This is a genomic window from Dactylosporangium sp. NPDC000555, assembly GCF_040300025.1.
In the GTDB taxonomy this organism is placed as follows: domain Bacteria; phylum Actinomycetota; class Actinomycetes; order Mycobacteriales; family Micromonosporaceae; genus Dactylosporangium.
Window position 1 is genome coordinate 58,631 of the sequence record NZ_JBEPDB010000028.1, and the last position, 12,664, is coordinate 71,294.

Sequence of the window (12,664 nt, forward strand, 5' to 3'; positions counted from 1 at the left end):
TCGAACACTGTTCGTGTCAAGTAATATTGCCGGGTGCCCGCAGCCGCCATCCCCGCCCCACCATGGCGGGCGCCGAAGAAGCCGCCGGCCGCCCGCCAGCCCCTGAGCGCGGAGGCGGTGCTGAGCGCGGCCCTGCGTCTCGTCGACCGCGACGGCCTCGACGCGCTCAGCATGCGACGCGTCGCGCAGGAGCTCGGCACCGGAGCGGCGTCGCTGTATGCGTACTTCGCCAACAAGGAGGAGCTGCTCGAGCAGCTGCTCGACCGGGTCATCGGCGAGGTCCCGCTGCCGTCCCCGGCCGCGCCCGACTGGGCCGACGAGATCAAGCGCAGCTGCTACGCCAGCCGCGCGGTCTTCTGCGCCCACCGCGACCTCGTCAAGGTCGCCCGGGCCAGCATCCCCGTGGGCCCCAACTCGCTGCGGTACACCGAGGCGATGCTCGCCGTCCTGCGCGGCGCCGGCATCCCCGACCGCATCGCCGCCTGGAGCCTGGACCAGCTGTCGCTCGTCGTCGTCGCCGACGCCATCGAGGCCGCGATCCACGCCGAGCGCGGCCGGCGCACCGAGGCCGACTCCGCGCCGTACTTCGCCCAGGTCCGCGACTACCTCGCCAACCTGCCCGCCGACGAGTTCCCCAACCTCGTCGCCATGGCCCCAACCATGGTCGAGGGCAGCGGCGACGAGCGGTTCGCGTTCGCCATCGACCTCATGCTTGGCGGCCTCGCCCGGCACGCCCGCGGCGGTGACGGGCGGTGACCGCCATCGTGGGACTCGTGCACCAGGGCACCGTGTACATCGGCGGCGACAGCGCGGGCGCGTCCGGCTGGAGCCTCACCGTCCGGGCCGACACCAAGGTCTTCCACAACAGCGGGTACCTGTTCGGCTTCACCACGTCGTTCCGGATGGGGCAGCTCATCCGGTACGCGCTCAAACCCCCGAAGCCCGTCGGCGACATCGAACGCTTCATGGCCACCCGGTTCATCGACGCCGTCCGCGAGTGCCTCAAGACCGGTGGCTGGGCTCGCCGCGACAGCGAGCGTGAGGAGGGCGGCACGTTCCTCGTCGGCGTCAAGGGCCGGCTCTTCACCGTGCACGACGACTACCAGGTCGCCGAGGCCGCCGACGGGTACGCCGCCGTCGGGGTCGGCGACGAGATCGCCCTCGGCGCCCTCTTCGCCACCGCCCAGTCCCGCATGGCCCCGCAGCGGCGCGTCGAGATCGCCCTGCGCGCCGCCGAACGCTTCAGCGCCGGCGTGCGCGGCCCGTTCGTCTGCTTGTCCCAGCCCTCGGGAGTCATTCCGGACTGAAACGTTGCACTACGGTGTGGCCCATGACGTTCTCGATCGTCGGGCGCTCCGCCGACGGCCAGTCCATCGGCGTCGCTGTCGCCAGCAAGTTCCTCGCCGTCGGCGCCGCCGTACCGGCCGCCGAGGCCGATGTCGGCGCCCTCGCCACCCAGGCGTTCGCGAACCTCGCCTACCGCGCGCAGGGCCTCGCCATGCTGCGCACCGGCACCGCCGCCGCCGACGTGATCGCCGGACTCACCGCCGCCGACCCCGGCCGCGCCACCCGCCAGCTCGGCGTCGTCGGCCCGGCCGGCGACGGCGCCACCTACACCGGCGGCGAGTGCTTCGCGTGGGCCGGCGGCGTCGCCGGCGACGGGTACGCCATCCAGGGCAACATCCTCGCCGGCCCCGCCGTCGTCGCCGAGATGGAGCGGGCCTGGCTCGCCGCCCCCGGCCTGACGCTGGCCCGGCGACTGCACGGCGCCCTCGCCGCCGGGGACGCCGCCGGCGGCGACAGCCGCGGCCGGCAGAGCGCCGCCCTGTTCGTCGTGCGCCGTGGTGCCGGCTACAGCGGGCTGAGCGACGTCGAGGTCGACCTGCGCGTCGACGACGATCCGGATCCGGTGACCCGGATGGGTGGCCTCATCGGCCTCTGGGAGTTGTACCTCGGCAAGCCCGACCCGGCCACGCTGCTGCCCCTGGAGGGCGCGCTCGCCGACGAGGTCCGCGACCGGCTGACCGCACTCGGCCACGCCGACCTGTCCGGCTGGGCCGGCGTGGCGAACCTCGAGGAGCGGCTCGTGGACGGTGCGATCGATCCGCTGGTGCTCGCCCAGCTGCGGGCCGCCTCGTCCGGGGGCGACGCGCCCGCGGCATGACCCTGGACCCCGCGCAACCGCTCTCTAGTCGCGGCGGCGGGCCGGGGACAGGCGTACGACGCACGCGTCGGGGGCGCCGAAGGGCTCCAGGACCGCGCTGTCGCCGCCGGCGCCGCGGTGCTCCAGCACGCCGCGCACCATGCCGGCGTGCAGGCCGCACATCGCGTCCGGGTTCTGTCCCACGAGGTCCAGGAAGGGGCAGGCGCGCAGATGCACCTCGGCCCCGGCGCCGCCGGCCGGCCCGGGTTGCCGGTGCGGGTCGAAGCCGAGGCCGCGCAGCACCGCGGTGACGGCGTCGACCGGGCCGGCGTGCGGCGGGGCGGCCGCGGCCAGTTGCCGTCCCCAGTCGCGCCCCACGCGGGCGGCCGCCTGGCGGATGTCGCCGCGGGCGGGGGACAGGTGCTCCAGCAGGGCCTTCGTCAGCGTCCGGTACGGCGCGGGGGCGGGATCGGCGCCGACGGCCCGATAGCGCCAGGCCGGTCGGCCCGGCGCGCCGCCGCTGGGCCGGGCCTTCACCAGCAGCCCGGCATCGACCAGCCGGTCCAGGTGGGCGCGGGTGGTGGACAGGTGCTGCCCGGTGGTGGCGGCCACGTCGGCGGCGGTGAGCCCGCCGGCCGCGGCGCGGACCAGCCGCACGATCGTCGCCCGGCTCTCCGAGCCCAGCGCCCGGTGGCGGGGGGTGTCGTTCGTCTCCCCGGTGGGACCTGTCCGCGCCATTTTCATGATGGGTAACATTATAACGCCAAACGCCATCAAAACCATGGAAGGGGTCTCATGTCACAGCCCGATTCAGGGCCTTTCGACCCTGTCCGGCGCCTTTTGACGGCCGTACCGTTCCCGCCGTGATGACCGGTCAGCACATTCGGCGCGCCTTCGACGAGTGGTGTTCCCACCGCTGACGGCGCCGCCACCGCACCGGCGCCGTCATCTCCTCCCGCTCCCGTGGCTGTCTCCCGTGGAGGAACGCCGTCTTCCCGGCGACCAACCCCTTCCCTCCGAAATAAGGAGAGTCATGCTCAGCCCCTCGTCCGCCACCGTCGTCCGCGCGACCCTGCCGGTCGTGCGCGAGCACGCCGAAGCGATCACCGGCGCCTTCTACTCGCGGATGTTCGCCGCCCACCCCGACCTGCTCGACCTGTTCAACCGGGGCAACCAGGCCACCGGCCGGCAGCGCCAGGCCCTGGCCGCGGCCGTCGTGGCCTACGCCGGGCACCTGCTCGGCGAGGACACGGTGCCGTGGGGACCGGTCGTCGAGCGCATCGCCCACAAGCACGCGTCGCTGGGTATCACGCCCGCGCAGTATCCGATCGTCGGCCGGCACCTGATGGCCGCCGTCGGGCAGGTGCTCGGCGACGCGGTCACCGACGAGATCGCCCGTGCCTGGGACGAGGTCTACTGGCTGTTCGCCTGTGAGCTGGTCGCCCGCGAGGCCCGGCTGTACCACGCCGCCGGCCTGGACGATCCCGCCGCGGTGTGGCGCGCCTGGCGCGTCGTCGAGCGCACCCTCGAGACCGACGACGTCGTCTCCTTCACGCTCGTACCCGCCGACGGCGACCCGGCCGGCGAGTTCGTCCCCGGGCAGTACGTCTCGGTCGCCGTCGACCTCGGCGACGGCGCGGGTCGGCAGATCCGCCAGTACAGCCTGTCCGGGGCGCCGGGGCTGCCCACGTGGCAGATCACCGTCAAGCGGTTGCGCGGACAGGCCGGCAGCCCCGACGGGGCCGTATCGAGCTTCCTGCACGAGCGGGTCGCCGTCGGTGACCTGCTGCGCCTGAGCCCGCCCTTCGGCGATGTCAGCAGCGTGCCCGGCGACGGCCCGCTGTTGCTGGTCAGCGCGGGCATCGGTATCACGCCGGCGATGTCGGCGCTGCACCACCTGGCCCGGCGCGACGCCGGACGCCCGGTCGTGCTGGTCCACGCCGACCGGACCGGCGACACCCACGCCCTGCGCCGGCACCTGCCGGAGCTTCGCCGCGCCCTGCCGGGCCTGCGGATGCACCTGTGGTACGAGCACGGCGCCCCGGACGCGGCGCTGGCGACGCTCGCCACCCGCGTCGACACGGGCCGGGTCGATCCCGCGCTCATCCCGGTGCCGGCCGACGCCGATGTGCACCTGTGCGGGCCGCTGCCGTTCATGAGCCACGTGCGCGCCGGCCTGCTGCGCCGGGGGGTGCCGGGCGAACGGATCGCGTACGAGGTCTTCGGGCCCGAGATGCTGCCCAACTGAGTATCGCTCTTCCCGCTGCCGCAGGGCTTTGGCCCCGGCCCTGGGTCCTGCGGCACCGGGTGTGCCGCATCGGCGTGGCAGCACGCCGATCAGCACCGAAGAGTGATCACCCTTGCCGCCACGCCCGGCCCCGAACGCCGCCCCGACCCCCTCGACGGACACGGTGCCGGGCGTGGCACCACTCCTGGCCGCTCGCCGCTTCCTGACCGGGGAGACCGTTGGCGACCACGGCCGGACCCCGTACCAGGTGGACGGCGGGCAGTGGGATGCCTTCTACCGCGATCGCTGGCGGGCGCTGCACGACATCGGGGCGGTCGTGCACGTCGACGGCGTCGACTGCCGCCCGGGGCACGCCCAGGTGCTGGCCCAGGCCGGCGACCGGTGACTGGTGGGCGTGCCTGGCAACCCCTTCGCCGCCCTGGTCGCCGCGGTCACCCTGCTGCAACCGCTGCTCACCGGGCTCACCAGGCTCGCCGGGCGAGCACTGCCCGACCTGCCACGCGCAACGCTGCGAGGCGATGCCCGACCGGCGCCCGGGCGCACCCGTCTCGTTCCGGTGCACCGCCGCGACCACGAGGTACACCTCATCGAGGGCGCCCACCCCGGCTACCTCGGCCCCGCGGCACGGGCCGACGCCCTGGCGGTGCTGCCGCCCGCTTGGCGCAACGGCATGGCGGTGGAACTCGTGCCGCTGTAGAGGCCGGTCGGTAGGGTCCAGGGATGGCATTGTCACCGTCGGACGAGGTCGCCGCCGTGCTGCGGGAGTTCGCCGAGCGCATCGACGTGTTCGATACCGCGCCGCGACCGGCCGTCGTCGAGATCAGGGTCGGCGAGCGTGCCGTACCGTTGCGAGCCCCCGTGGTGAAGGCGCTCGTCGAGGCGTTGCGGGCATACCAGGACCCCCGCGATCGCGGCACCTGCGACCACTGCGGCGGACCGAGACTGGACGACAACTTCATGTGCGCCGACTGTGGCCGGCCCAGCGGCCTGTTCGGCCAGCTCCTGCGCGAGCGGGCGGCCCGATACGAAGGCCCGCCAGGAGAGCTGCCAGGCTGATCGCGAGCCTCCGTCAGGCTGCGGCTTCACCGGCAAGCGAGGCCGCAGCTCGACGAGCTGCGTCGAGATGACGGACCAGTTCACCGAACTGATTCGGGACCGGCTCCCCTCGATGGGCGGCCACCCACTCCTCGATGATCTGCCGCATCAAGGTCGAAGAGCCGATTCCCCAAGCGCTGGCCGCGGCCTCAACTTCGGCTTGGATATCCAGATCGAGGCGCAGCGTGGTCACCATCTTGGCCGGGCGTCGTTCCCGGACTACCTCTGCCCTGTCGAACAGGTCACCAAGGTCGTTGTCGAGTGCGAATTCGGCCGCCTCGGGAGGCGGCATACCGGCCAGGTCTTCACGCTTCTTGGTCATGATGTGTTTTTCCTCCACATCACGGGCGCCGACGATGGTCCAGACGGCGGCCTCCGTGGCGGCACGAGGTATAACGGAGCGTATTACGCTGGTACCCGGATCGCCTCGCGTAGCCGGGCGAATTCTTCGGCGAGCTGGTCGAGCTGGTAGTGGGCGTTGAGGCCGCTCGGGTTGGGCAGGATCCACACCCGCGTCGCCCCCGTGCCGGGATCGAGCGGTGCGGCGTCCTGCGGGCCCACCTTCGCCTGTTGTACGCCGAACGCCGTGCGGAAGGCCGTCACGCCGAGGACGGCGAGACATCGCGGCGCGTAGCGGGCGACCTTGCCGCGCAGGATCGCGCCGCCTTCGGTGAGCTCCTCGCGGGTGAGCTCGTCGGCGCGGGCCGTGGCGCGGGCGGCCAGGTTGGTGATGCCGAGCCCATGCCCGGGCAGGAGATCCTGCTCGTCGGGGCGCAGCTGCCGGGGCGTGAACCCGCCGAGATGCAGCGCGGGCCAGAACCGGTTGCCTGGCCGGGCGAAGTGGTGCCCGGTGGCCGCCGACCACAGGCCGGGGTTGATACCGCAGAGCAGTACATCGAGTCTGGGCGCGATCACGTCGGGCAGCAAGCGGCCGGCGGCGGCGAGGAGGTCCTCCCGGCTCGGCCGGCCGCTCCGGTGCACCGTCGACGCCATGCCGACAAGCATGCCAGGGCGGCCGGCGTCTAACGTTCGAGCCATGGGCGAGCGGCGGTTGATCTCCAGCGGGTCGACGTTCGAGCAGGAGATCGGGTACTCCCGGGCGGTCGTGGACGGCGATTGGGTACACGTGTCGGGGACGACGGGGTTCGACTACGCCGCGATGACGATCTCGGCGGACGTCGTGGAACAGGCGGAGCAGTGCTGGCGGAACATCGACGCGGCGCTGCGGGAGGCGGGCGCCTCGGTCGCCGACGTGGTCCGGGTGCGGTACCTGCTGCCGGACGCCGCGGACTTCGAGCCGTGCTGGCCGGTGCTGCGGCGCTGGATGGACGGGGTGCGTCCGGCGGCGACGATGCAGGTGTGCGGCCTGTCGGATCCCCGGATGCGGATCGAGATCGAGGTCACGGCCCGCCGGGCGGGCAGCCGGGTGGCCCAGGGGCTCGGCTGGCCGCGCTAGCGGGCCGTGACGGTTCGGAGCAGGAGCGGCGAAGGCCGGGTCAGGCGTTCTCGAGCGTGATGTCCAGCGCGACGGCCAGGACGCGCGACAGGCCGACCGGGTCGTCGGTGGCGATCGTGGCTCCGGCCAGCCCGGCCGCGCCGCCGATGCCGTCGAGTGTGCAGCCTTCGAGGCGGGCCCCGGCGGAGATGGCGAAGTCGAACCGGGCGCCGCTCAGGTCGCAGTCGATGAACGCCGCCCCGGACAGGTCGGCGCCGGTGAAGTCGGCGCCCGTCAGGTCGGTGCCGGTGAACGTGACGGCGTGCAGGTGCGCGCCCCGGAAGACGCTGCGCTCGGCCAGGCAGTCGCGGACGGTGACGTCGTGCAGGGTTCCGTCGAGCCACTGCAGCCCGGTCAGCCACGAGTCGCGGACGGTGACGCGGTGCATGACCGACTGGTCGGCGCGGACCTCGGCGAGGCTGGTGTCCTCGATGAGGCAGTCGGTGAGGATGGACCCGGTGAGGGCGGTACCGGTGAGGTCGGCGCGCTTGAACCGGCACTGGACGAACTCGGCGCCCTTGGCGGTGCGCCCGGCGAGGGCGAGGTCGTAGAAGCCGAGCGCCTTGTACGTCGCGTCGTCGCGCAGGTCGTCCTCGTCCAGGGTGGCGAGCACGAGCGTGGTCGGCGGCCGGGGCCGGGCGGGCGCGGTGTGCGCCATTGGCAGCACCGACTGGGTGGGCATGGGTGTGACGTTAGTGGCAGCTGTGACGGTCCGCCGAACCGCCCGCCGGGCGGCCGGGGAAAATCATCGGGCAATCGCGGCGACGCGTGCCTATCCTTGCGAGCGTCATGTCTGAGGTATCCCAGCCGACCAGCCTGGGCGAGCTGCGCGCTCGCCTCACCGGGCTCATGCCGCAGGACCAGCATCGGCTGCGGCGGCGGATCGACGGAGCGAAGCGGTCCCGCAACGCGCAGGGGATCGCGGAGGCGATCCGGGCCGACGTGGAGCGGGCCGAGCAGCGGGTCGCCGCCCGCCGGGCGGCCGTGCCGCGGGTCAGCTACCCCGAGCAGCTGCCGGTCAGCCAGCTCAAGGACGAGATCCTGGCGAAGATCCGCGACCACCAGGTGGTGATCGTGGCCGGGGAGACCGGCTCGGGCAAGACGACGCAGCTGCCGAAGATCTGCCTGGAGCTGGGCCGGGGCGTGACGGGCCAGATCGGGCACACGCAGCCGCGGCGGATCGCGGCGCGGACGGTCGCCGAGCGGGTGGCCGAGGAGCTGGGCACGGAGCTGGGCGCGACGGTCGGGTTCAAGGTGCGCTTCTCGGACCGGTCCGGCGACCAGACGATGGTCAAGGTGATGACGGACGGCATCCTGCTGGCGGAGATCCAGCAGGATCGGCTGCTGCGGCAGTACGACACCCTGATCATCGACGAGGCGCACGAGCGCAGCCTCAACATCGACTTCATTCTCGGGTACCTCAAACAGCTCCTGCCGCGCCGCCCCGACCTGAAGCTGATCATCACCTCGGCGACGATCGACCCGGAGCGCTTCTCGCGGCACTTCGGCGGCGCCCCGATCGTGGAGGTGTCGGGCCGCACGTATCCGGTGGAGGTGCGGTACCGGCCGATCGAGTCGGCGGACGAGGGTGCGGAGGAGATCGACCAGTTCGACGCGATCTGCAACGCGGTGCTGGAGCTGCGGGCCGAGGGGCCGGGCGACGTGCTGGTGTTCCTCAGCGGCGAGCGGGAGATCCGCGACGCGGCGGACGCGCTGACCCGGCTGGACCTGCCCAACACGGAGATCCTGCCGCTGTTCGCGCGGCTGTCGTTCGCGGAGCAGCATCGCGTGTTCCAGCCGCACTCGGGCCGGCGGATCGTGCTGGCGACGAACGTGGCCGAGACGTCGCTGACCGTGCCTGGCATCAAGTACGTCGTCGACCCGGGCACGGCGCGGATCTCGCGGTACAGCCACCGGCTGAAGGTGCAGCGGCTGCCGATCGAGCCGGTGTCCCAGGCGTCGGCGAACCAGCGCAAGGGCCGCTGCGGCCGCACCTCGGACGGGGTGTGCATCCGGCTGTACAGCGAGGAGGACTTCGCGGCCCGGCCGGAGTTCACCGATCCGGAGATCCTGCGCACCAACCTGGCGTCGGTGATCCTGCAGATGATCTCGCTCGGCCTGGGGGACCTGGCAGCGTTCCCGTTCATCGACCCGCCGGACCGGCGCAACGTGACGGCCGGCGTGCAACTGCTGGAGGAGCTGGGCGCGCTCGAGGCAAGGCCAAACCTGACGGACCGGCGCCTGACGGACCTGGGCCGGCGCCTGGCGCAGCTGCCGGTCGACCCGCGGCTGGCGCGGATGGTGCTGGAGGCCGAGCGCAACGGCTGCGTCCGCGAGGTGATGGTGATCGCGGCGGCGCTGTCGATCCAGGACCCGCGGGAGCGCCCGGCGGACCAGCAGACCCAGGCGCAGCAGCTGCACGCCCGGTTCGCCGACAAGGACTCGGACTTCACCGGATACCTGAACCTGTGGAACTACCTGCAGGAGAAGCAGAAGGAGCTGTCCAGCAACCAGTTCCGCAAGCTGTGCCGGGCCGAGTTCCTCAACTACCTGCGGGTCCGCGAGTGGCAGGACATCTACAGCCAGCTGCGGCAGGTCCTGAAGTCGATGGACGTGACGCCGAACGAGGAGCCGGCGGCGCCGTACGCGGTCCACGTGTCGCTGCTGGCGGGCCTGCTGTCGCACATCGGCCTGAAGGACGCGGAGAAGAACGAGTACCTGGGGGCGCGCAACGCGCGGTTCGCGGTGTTCCCGGGCTCGGCGCTGTTCCGCAAGACGCCGCGCTGGGTGATGGCGGCGGAGCTGGTGGAGACCTCGCGGCTGTGGGCGCGGGTCGCGGCGCGCATCGAGCCGGAGTGGATCGAGCCGCTGGCGCAGCACCTGGTGAAGCGGCAGTACAGCGAGCCGCACTGGGAGCGCAAGCAGGCCGCGGTGATGGCCTCGGAGAAGGTGACGCTGTACGGGGTACCGATCGTGACGGCCCGGAAGGTCAATTACGGCAGGATCGACCCGGTGCTGTCCCGCGAGCTGTTCATCCGCCACGCGCTGGTGGAGGGCGACTGGGAGACCTCGCACGCATTCTTCGCCGAGAACCGGCGCCTGCTCGACGAGGTCGAGGAGCTGGAGAACCGGGCCCGCCGCCGGGACCTGCTCGTCGACGACGAGACGCTGTTCGAGTTCTACGACGGCCGGATCGCCCCGGAGGTGGTGTCGGGCCGGCACTTCGACAGCTGGTGGAAGCAGACCCGCCGGGAGCAGCCGGACCTGCTGACGTTCGACCCGGCGATGCTCGTCAACGCCTCCGCCGATGCGGTACGCCAGGAGCAGTATCCGGACGCCTGGGAGCAGGACGGCCGCCGCTTCCCGCTGACGTACCAGTTCGAGCCGGGCACGGACGCCGACGGCGTGACGGTGCACATCGGCCTGCCGCTGCTGGGCACGGCCCGCGACGCCGACTTCGTGTGGCAGGTGCCCGGGCTGCGCGAGGATCTCGTCACCGCCCTGATCAAGTCGCTGCCGAAGGCGCTGCGGCGCAACTTCGTGCCGGCCCCGGACACCGCCCGCGACGCGCTGGCGTCGATGCCGGCCCGCGACGGCGACCTGCTCGACGCACTGGAGCTGCACCTGCGCCGGATGACGGGCGTGTCGGTGCCGCGCGAGGAGTGGGACTGGTCGCGGGTACCGGAGCATCTGAAGATGACGTTCCGGGTCGTCGACGACGCCGGCAAGGTGCTCGGCGAGGGCAAGAGCCTGCCCGGGCTGCGGGAGCGGCTGGCCCCGAAGGTGCGCGAGACGGTCGCGGAAGCGGCCGTGGACGTGACCCGGAAGGGGGCGACGAGCTGGGAGTTCGGCACAGTGCCCCGCACCTTGTCGCGCACCGTCGCCGGCCACACCCTCACCGTGTACCCGGCGCTGGTCGACGAGGGCACGTCCGTGGCGGTGCAGGCGTTCGACCTGCCGGCCCGCCAGCGGCTGGAGATGTGGGCGGGCACCCGCCGCCTGCTGCTGCTGACACTGCCGCCGCCGGCCCGCTTCGTGCAGGGCCGGCTGACGAACGAGGCGAAGCTGGCACTGAGCCGCAACCCGCACCACAACGCCGTGGACCTGCTGGACGACTGCGCGGCGTGCGCCGTGGACCAGCTGATGACGGACGCGGGCGGCCCGGCGTGGGACGAGGCCGGGTTCGCGGCGCTGCGGGACAAGGTCCGCGCGGACCTGGTGGACCTGACCATGGATGTGGTCGGCAGCGTGCGGAAGATCCTGGCGGCCGCCCACGACGTGGAACAGCGCCTGGCCCGGACGAAGAACCCGCTGCTGCTGCCGGCGCTGACGGACATGCGCGGGCAGCTGGGTCGCCTGGTGTACCGCGGATTCGTCACCGACACGGGCTGGCAGCGGCTGCCGGACCTGGAACGGTATCTGCGCGGCATCGAGCGGCGCCTGGAGAAGGTCCCCACGGACACGGCCCGGGACCGGGATCGGATGCTGACGGTGCAGGAGGTGCAGCGGGAGTACGACCAGCTGGCGGCGACGATGACGATGTCGCCGCAGCTGCGCGAGATCCGCTGGATGATCGAGGAACTGCGGGTGGGCCTGTTCGCGCAGGCGCTCGGCACCGCCTACCCGGTGTCGGACGTGCGCATCTACCGCGCGATGGACGCGCTGCCGTCCTGAGCGACGCCGCCCATCGCCGCGGGGATCAGTATTGGTCGGGCCGGTGGAAGATGACGGTCTGGTCGCCGCCGGCCGGCGGCTGCCCCGGCCCGTTCGGGTTGATGATCTGCGTCGGCCCGGACGGCTGCCCGCCGAACCCGGGGTTGATCACCTGCGTCGGCCCGGACGGCGGCGGCCCGAACCCGCCCGGGTCGACCACCTGCGTGGCTGCGGCCGGCGACCCGTACGTGGTCGGCTGCCCCCGGCCGTCGGACGGGAACCCGGCCGGGGCGGGCACCACGGGATGCATGCCGGTGTCGGGCTCCCGGCTGTCCTTGCGCCGGAAGTAGAAGAGGCTGCCGACGAGCCCGAGCGCGGCGCCGACGATGGCCACGATGCCGATCCAGAACCCGGCCGACTTCCCGCCGCTGTCGCTCGCCCGGCTGGTCGCCGGGGCAGAGGTCGGCTGGATGGCCACCCCGTTGCCGGCCACCGGCGGCCCCATGGTCTCGTCGGACAGGGGCGGGGCCTCGCTGTACGACGGGCTCGGGCTCTTGGCCGACCTGCGCGGGCTCGGGCTCATGCTCGGGCTCGGCCCGCCGTTGGTCCGCAGCGTGAAGTTGTCGGCGTTGCCATTCTCGACCCGGATCTGCCCCTTGCCCTGCCCCCCGGTTTTCGCGGTGAGCACGATCTGGCCGGCGACGGTCTTGTCGGCGGCGATCGTGGCGTTGGAGTGGCAACTGGCGGTGCGACCACCGCCGCCGACGGTGCAGTTCGGGTTGTCGGCCGGGTCGATGATCGCGGTGGAGGGCGCCTGCACGGTGACGGTCAGGCCGGCGACCGGCTCCTTCGACCTGTTCTTCACCACGAAGCGGATCGGGACCTTCTCGCCGACCTTGGCCTGGACGTTGCCGTCAACCTTGATCTCGAGCGGGTCGGCGGCCCATGCGGGCGTGGCGACCAGCGTGGACCCGGCGAACGAGCCGACGCCGACGGCCGCGGCAGTCGCCACCGCCGCGCTCCAGCGCCT

The 12,664-nt window shown here is 72.7% G+C and carries 13 protein-coding genes and 1 pseudogene; 9 read left to right on the forward strand and 5 right to left on the reverse strand.

What is annotated here, in order from left to right; translation table 11 throughout:
- Window positions 1–33 precede the first annotated feature (33 nt).
- Genes ABT297_RS18910 through ABT297_RS18920 form a run of 3 tightly spaced genes read left to right on the forward strand, consistent with a single transcriptional unit; the run spans window position 34 to window position 2,164 of the window.
- Window positions 34–756, forward strand: a complete 723-nt coding sequence (locus ABT297_RS18910) for a TetR/AcrR family transcriptional regulator (protein ID WP_350550938.1) — start codon at window positions 34–36, stop codon at window positions 754–756.
- A complete protein-coding gene (locus tag ABT297_RS18915; protein WP_350550941.1) occupies window positions 753–1,307 on the forward strand; it encodes a hypothetical protein in 555 nt (184 codons plus the stop codon). Before ABT297_RS18910 ends, ABT297_RS18915 begins: the two co-directional genes overlap by 4 nt.
- A 23-nt stretch (window positions 1,308–1,330) precedes the next feature.
- Window positions 1,331–2,164, forward strand: a complete 834-nt coding sequence (locus ABT297_RS18920) for a DUF1028 domain-containing protein (protein WP_350550944.1) — start codon at window positions 1,331–1,333, stop codon at window positions 2,162–2,164.
- Window positions 2,165–2,188: 24 nt separating this feature from the next.
- Here ABT297_RS18920 and ABT297_RS18925 read toward each other — a convergent pair whose 3' ends face one another.
- Complete coding sequence (locus ABT297_RS18925; protein ID WP_350550947.1) at window positions 2,189–2,887, reverse strand: helix-turn-helix transcriptional regulator; 699 nt, start codon at window positions 2,885–2,887, stop codon at window positions 2,189–2,191.
- Between the two features lie 289 nt (window positions 2,888–3,176).
- Here ABT297_RS18925 and ABT297_RS18930 point away from each other — a divergent pair, with 289 nt between their 5' ends.
- From ABT297_RS18930 to ABT297_RS18945, 4 genes and pseudogenes are all read left to right on the forward strand, one after another.
- Window positions 3,177–4,391 carry a globin domain-containing protein gene (locus ABT297_RS18930; protein ID WP_350550950.1) on the forward strand — a complete coding sequence of 405 codons (1,215 nt, stop codon included), beginning with the start codon at window positions 3,177–3,179 and terminating at the stop codon, window positions 4,389–4,391.
- A 112-nt stretch (window positions 4,392–4,503) separates the two neighbouring features.
- Window positions 4,504–4,683 (forward strand): annotated as a pseudogene (locus ABT297_RS18935) (hypothetical protein); the annotation flags it as partial.
- A gap of 102 nt (window positions 4,684–4,785) precedes the next feature.
- Entirely contained in the window at window positions 4,786–5,088 is a 303-nt protein-coding gene (locus ABT297_RS18940) for a MoeA family protein (RefSeq protein ID WP_350550952.1), read from the forward strand.
- Window positions 5,089–5,111: 23 nt separating this feature from the next.
- Window positions 5,112–5,447 (forward strand): hypothetical protein, encoded by a 336-nt coding sequence (locus tag ABT297_RS18945; RefSeq protein WP_350550955.1) that lies wholly within the window; start codon window positions 5,112–5,114, stop codon window positions 5,445–5,447.
- Window positions 5,448–5,460: 13 nt separating this feature from the next.
- Here the strand turns inward: ABT297_RS18945 and ABT297_RS18950 are convergent, their stop codons facing one another.
- Complete coding sequence (locus ABT297_RS18950) at window positions 5,461–5,808, reverse strand: hypothetical protein (protein ID WP_350550958.1); 348 nt, start codon at window positions 5,806–5,808, stop codon at window positions 5,461–5,463.
- Between the two features lie 83 nt (window positions 5,809–5,891).
- Complete coding sequence (gene mug / locus ABT297_RS18955; protein ID WP_350550961.1) at window positions 5,892–6,479, reverse strand: G/U mismatch-specific DNA glycosylase; 588 nt, start codon at window positions 6,477–6,479, stop codon at window positions 5,892–5,894.
- Window positions 6,480–6,522: 43 nt separating this feature from the next.
- Here mug and ABT297_RS18960 point away from each other — a divergent pair, with 43 nt between their 5' ends.
- The gene (locus tag ABT297_RS18960) at window positions 6,523–6,942 is read left to right on the forward strand and encodes a RidA family protein (RefSeq protein WP_350550963.1); all 420 of its coding nucleotides are present in this window, start codon (window positions 6,523–6,525) and stop codon (window positions 6,940–6,942) included.
- Between the two features lie 40 nt (window positions 6,943–6,982).
- On the opposite strand, the gene ABT297_RS18965 is transcribed toward ABT297_RS18960, so the two are convergent.
- Entirely contained in the window at window positions 6,983–7,663 is a 681-nt protein-coding gene (locus ABT297_RS18965) for a pentapeptide repeat-containing protein (RefSeq protein WP_350550966.1), read from the reverse strand.
- A gap of 107 nt (window positions 7,664–7,770) precedes the next feature.
- On the opposite strand from ABT297_RS18965, the gene hrpA reads away from it, so the two are divergent.
- The gene (gene hrpA / locus ABT297_RS18970; protein ID WP_350550969.1) at window positions 7,771–11,655 is read left to right on the forward strand and encodes an ATP-dependent RNA helicase HrpA; all 3,885 of its coding nucleotides are present in this window, start codon (window positions 7,771–7,773) and stop codon (window positions 11,653–11,655) included.
- Window positions 11,656–11,680: 25 nt separating this feature from the next.
- Here hrpA and ABT297_RS18975 read toward each other — a convergent pair whose 3' ends face one another.
- Window positions 11,681–12,646 carry a hypothetical protein gene (locus tag ABT297_RS18975; protein ID WP_350550972.1) on the reverse strand — a complete coding sequence of 322 codons (966 nt, stop codon included), beginning with the start codon at window positions 12,644–12,646 and terminating at the stop codon, window positions 11,681–11,683.
- Between the last annotated feature and the right edge of the window lie 18 nt (window positions 12,647–12,664).

What these genes read in the sequence shown, in the direction of transcription:
- hrpA (WP_350550969.1), top strand. Translation starts at nt 7,771, where the DNA reads ATGTCTGAGGTATCCCAGCCGACCAGCCTGGGCGAGCTGCGCGCTCGC.
- mug (WP_350550961.1), bottom strand. Translation starts at nt 6,479, where the DNA reads ATGGCGTCGACGGTGCACCGGAGCGGCCGGCCGAGCCGGGAGGACCTC.
- ABT297_RS18950 (WP_350550958.1), bottom strand. Translation starts at nt 5,808, where the DNA reads ATGACCAAGAAGCGTGAAGACCTGGCCGGTATGCCGCCTCCCGAGGCG.
- ABT297_RS18930 (WP_350550950.1), top strand. Translation starts at nt 3,177, where the DNA reads ATGCTCAGCCCCTCGTCCGCCACCGTCGTCCGCGCGACCCTGCCGGTC.
- ABT297_RS18945 (WP_350550955.1), top strand. Translation starts at nt 5,112, where the DNA reads ATGGCATTGTCACCGTCGGACGAGGTCGCCGCCGTGCTGCGGGAGTTC.
- ABT297_RS18960 (WP_350550963.1), top strand. Translation starts at nt 6,523, where the DNA reads ATGGGCGAGCGGCGGTTGATCTCCAGCGGGTCGACGTTCGAGCAGGAG.
- ABT297_RS18920 (WP_350550944.1), top strand. Translation starts at nt 1,331, where the DNA reads ATGACGTTCTCGATCGTCGGGCGCTCCGCCGACGGCCAGTCCATCGGC.
- ABT297_RS18965 (WP_350550966.1), bottom strand. Translation starts at nt 7,663, where the DNA reads ATGCCCACCCAGTCGGTGCTGCCAATGGCGCACACCGCGCCCGCCCGG.
- ABT297_RS18925 (WP_350550947.1), bottom strand. Translation starts at nt 2,887, where the DNA reads ATGAAAATGGCGCGGACAGGTCCCACCGGGGAGACGAACGACACCCCC.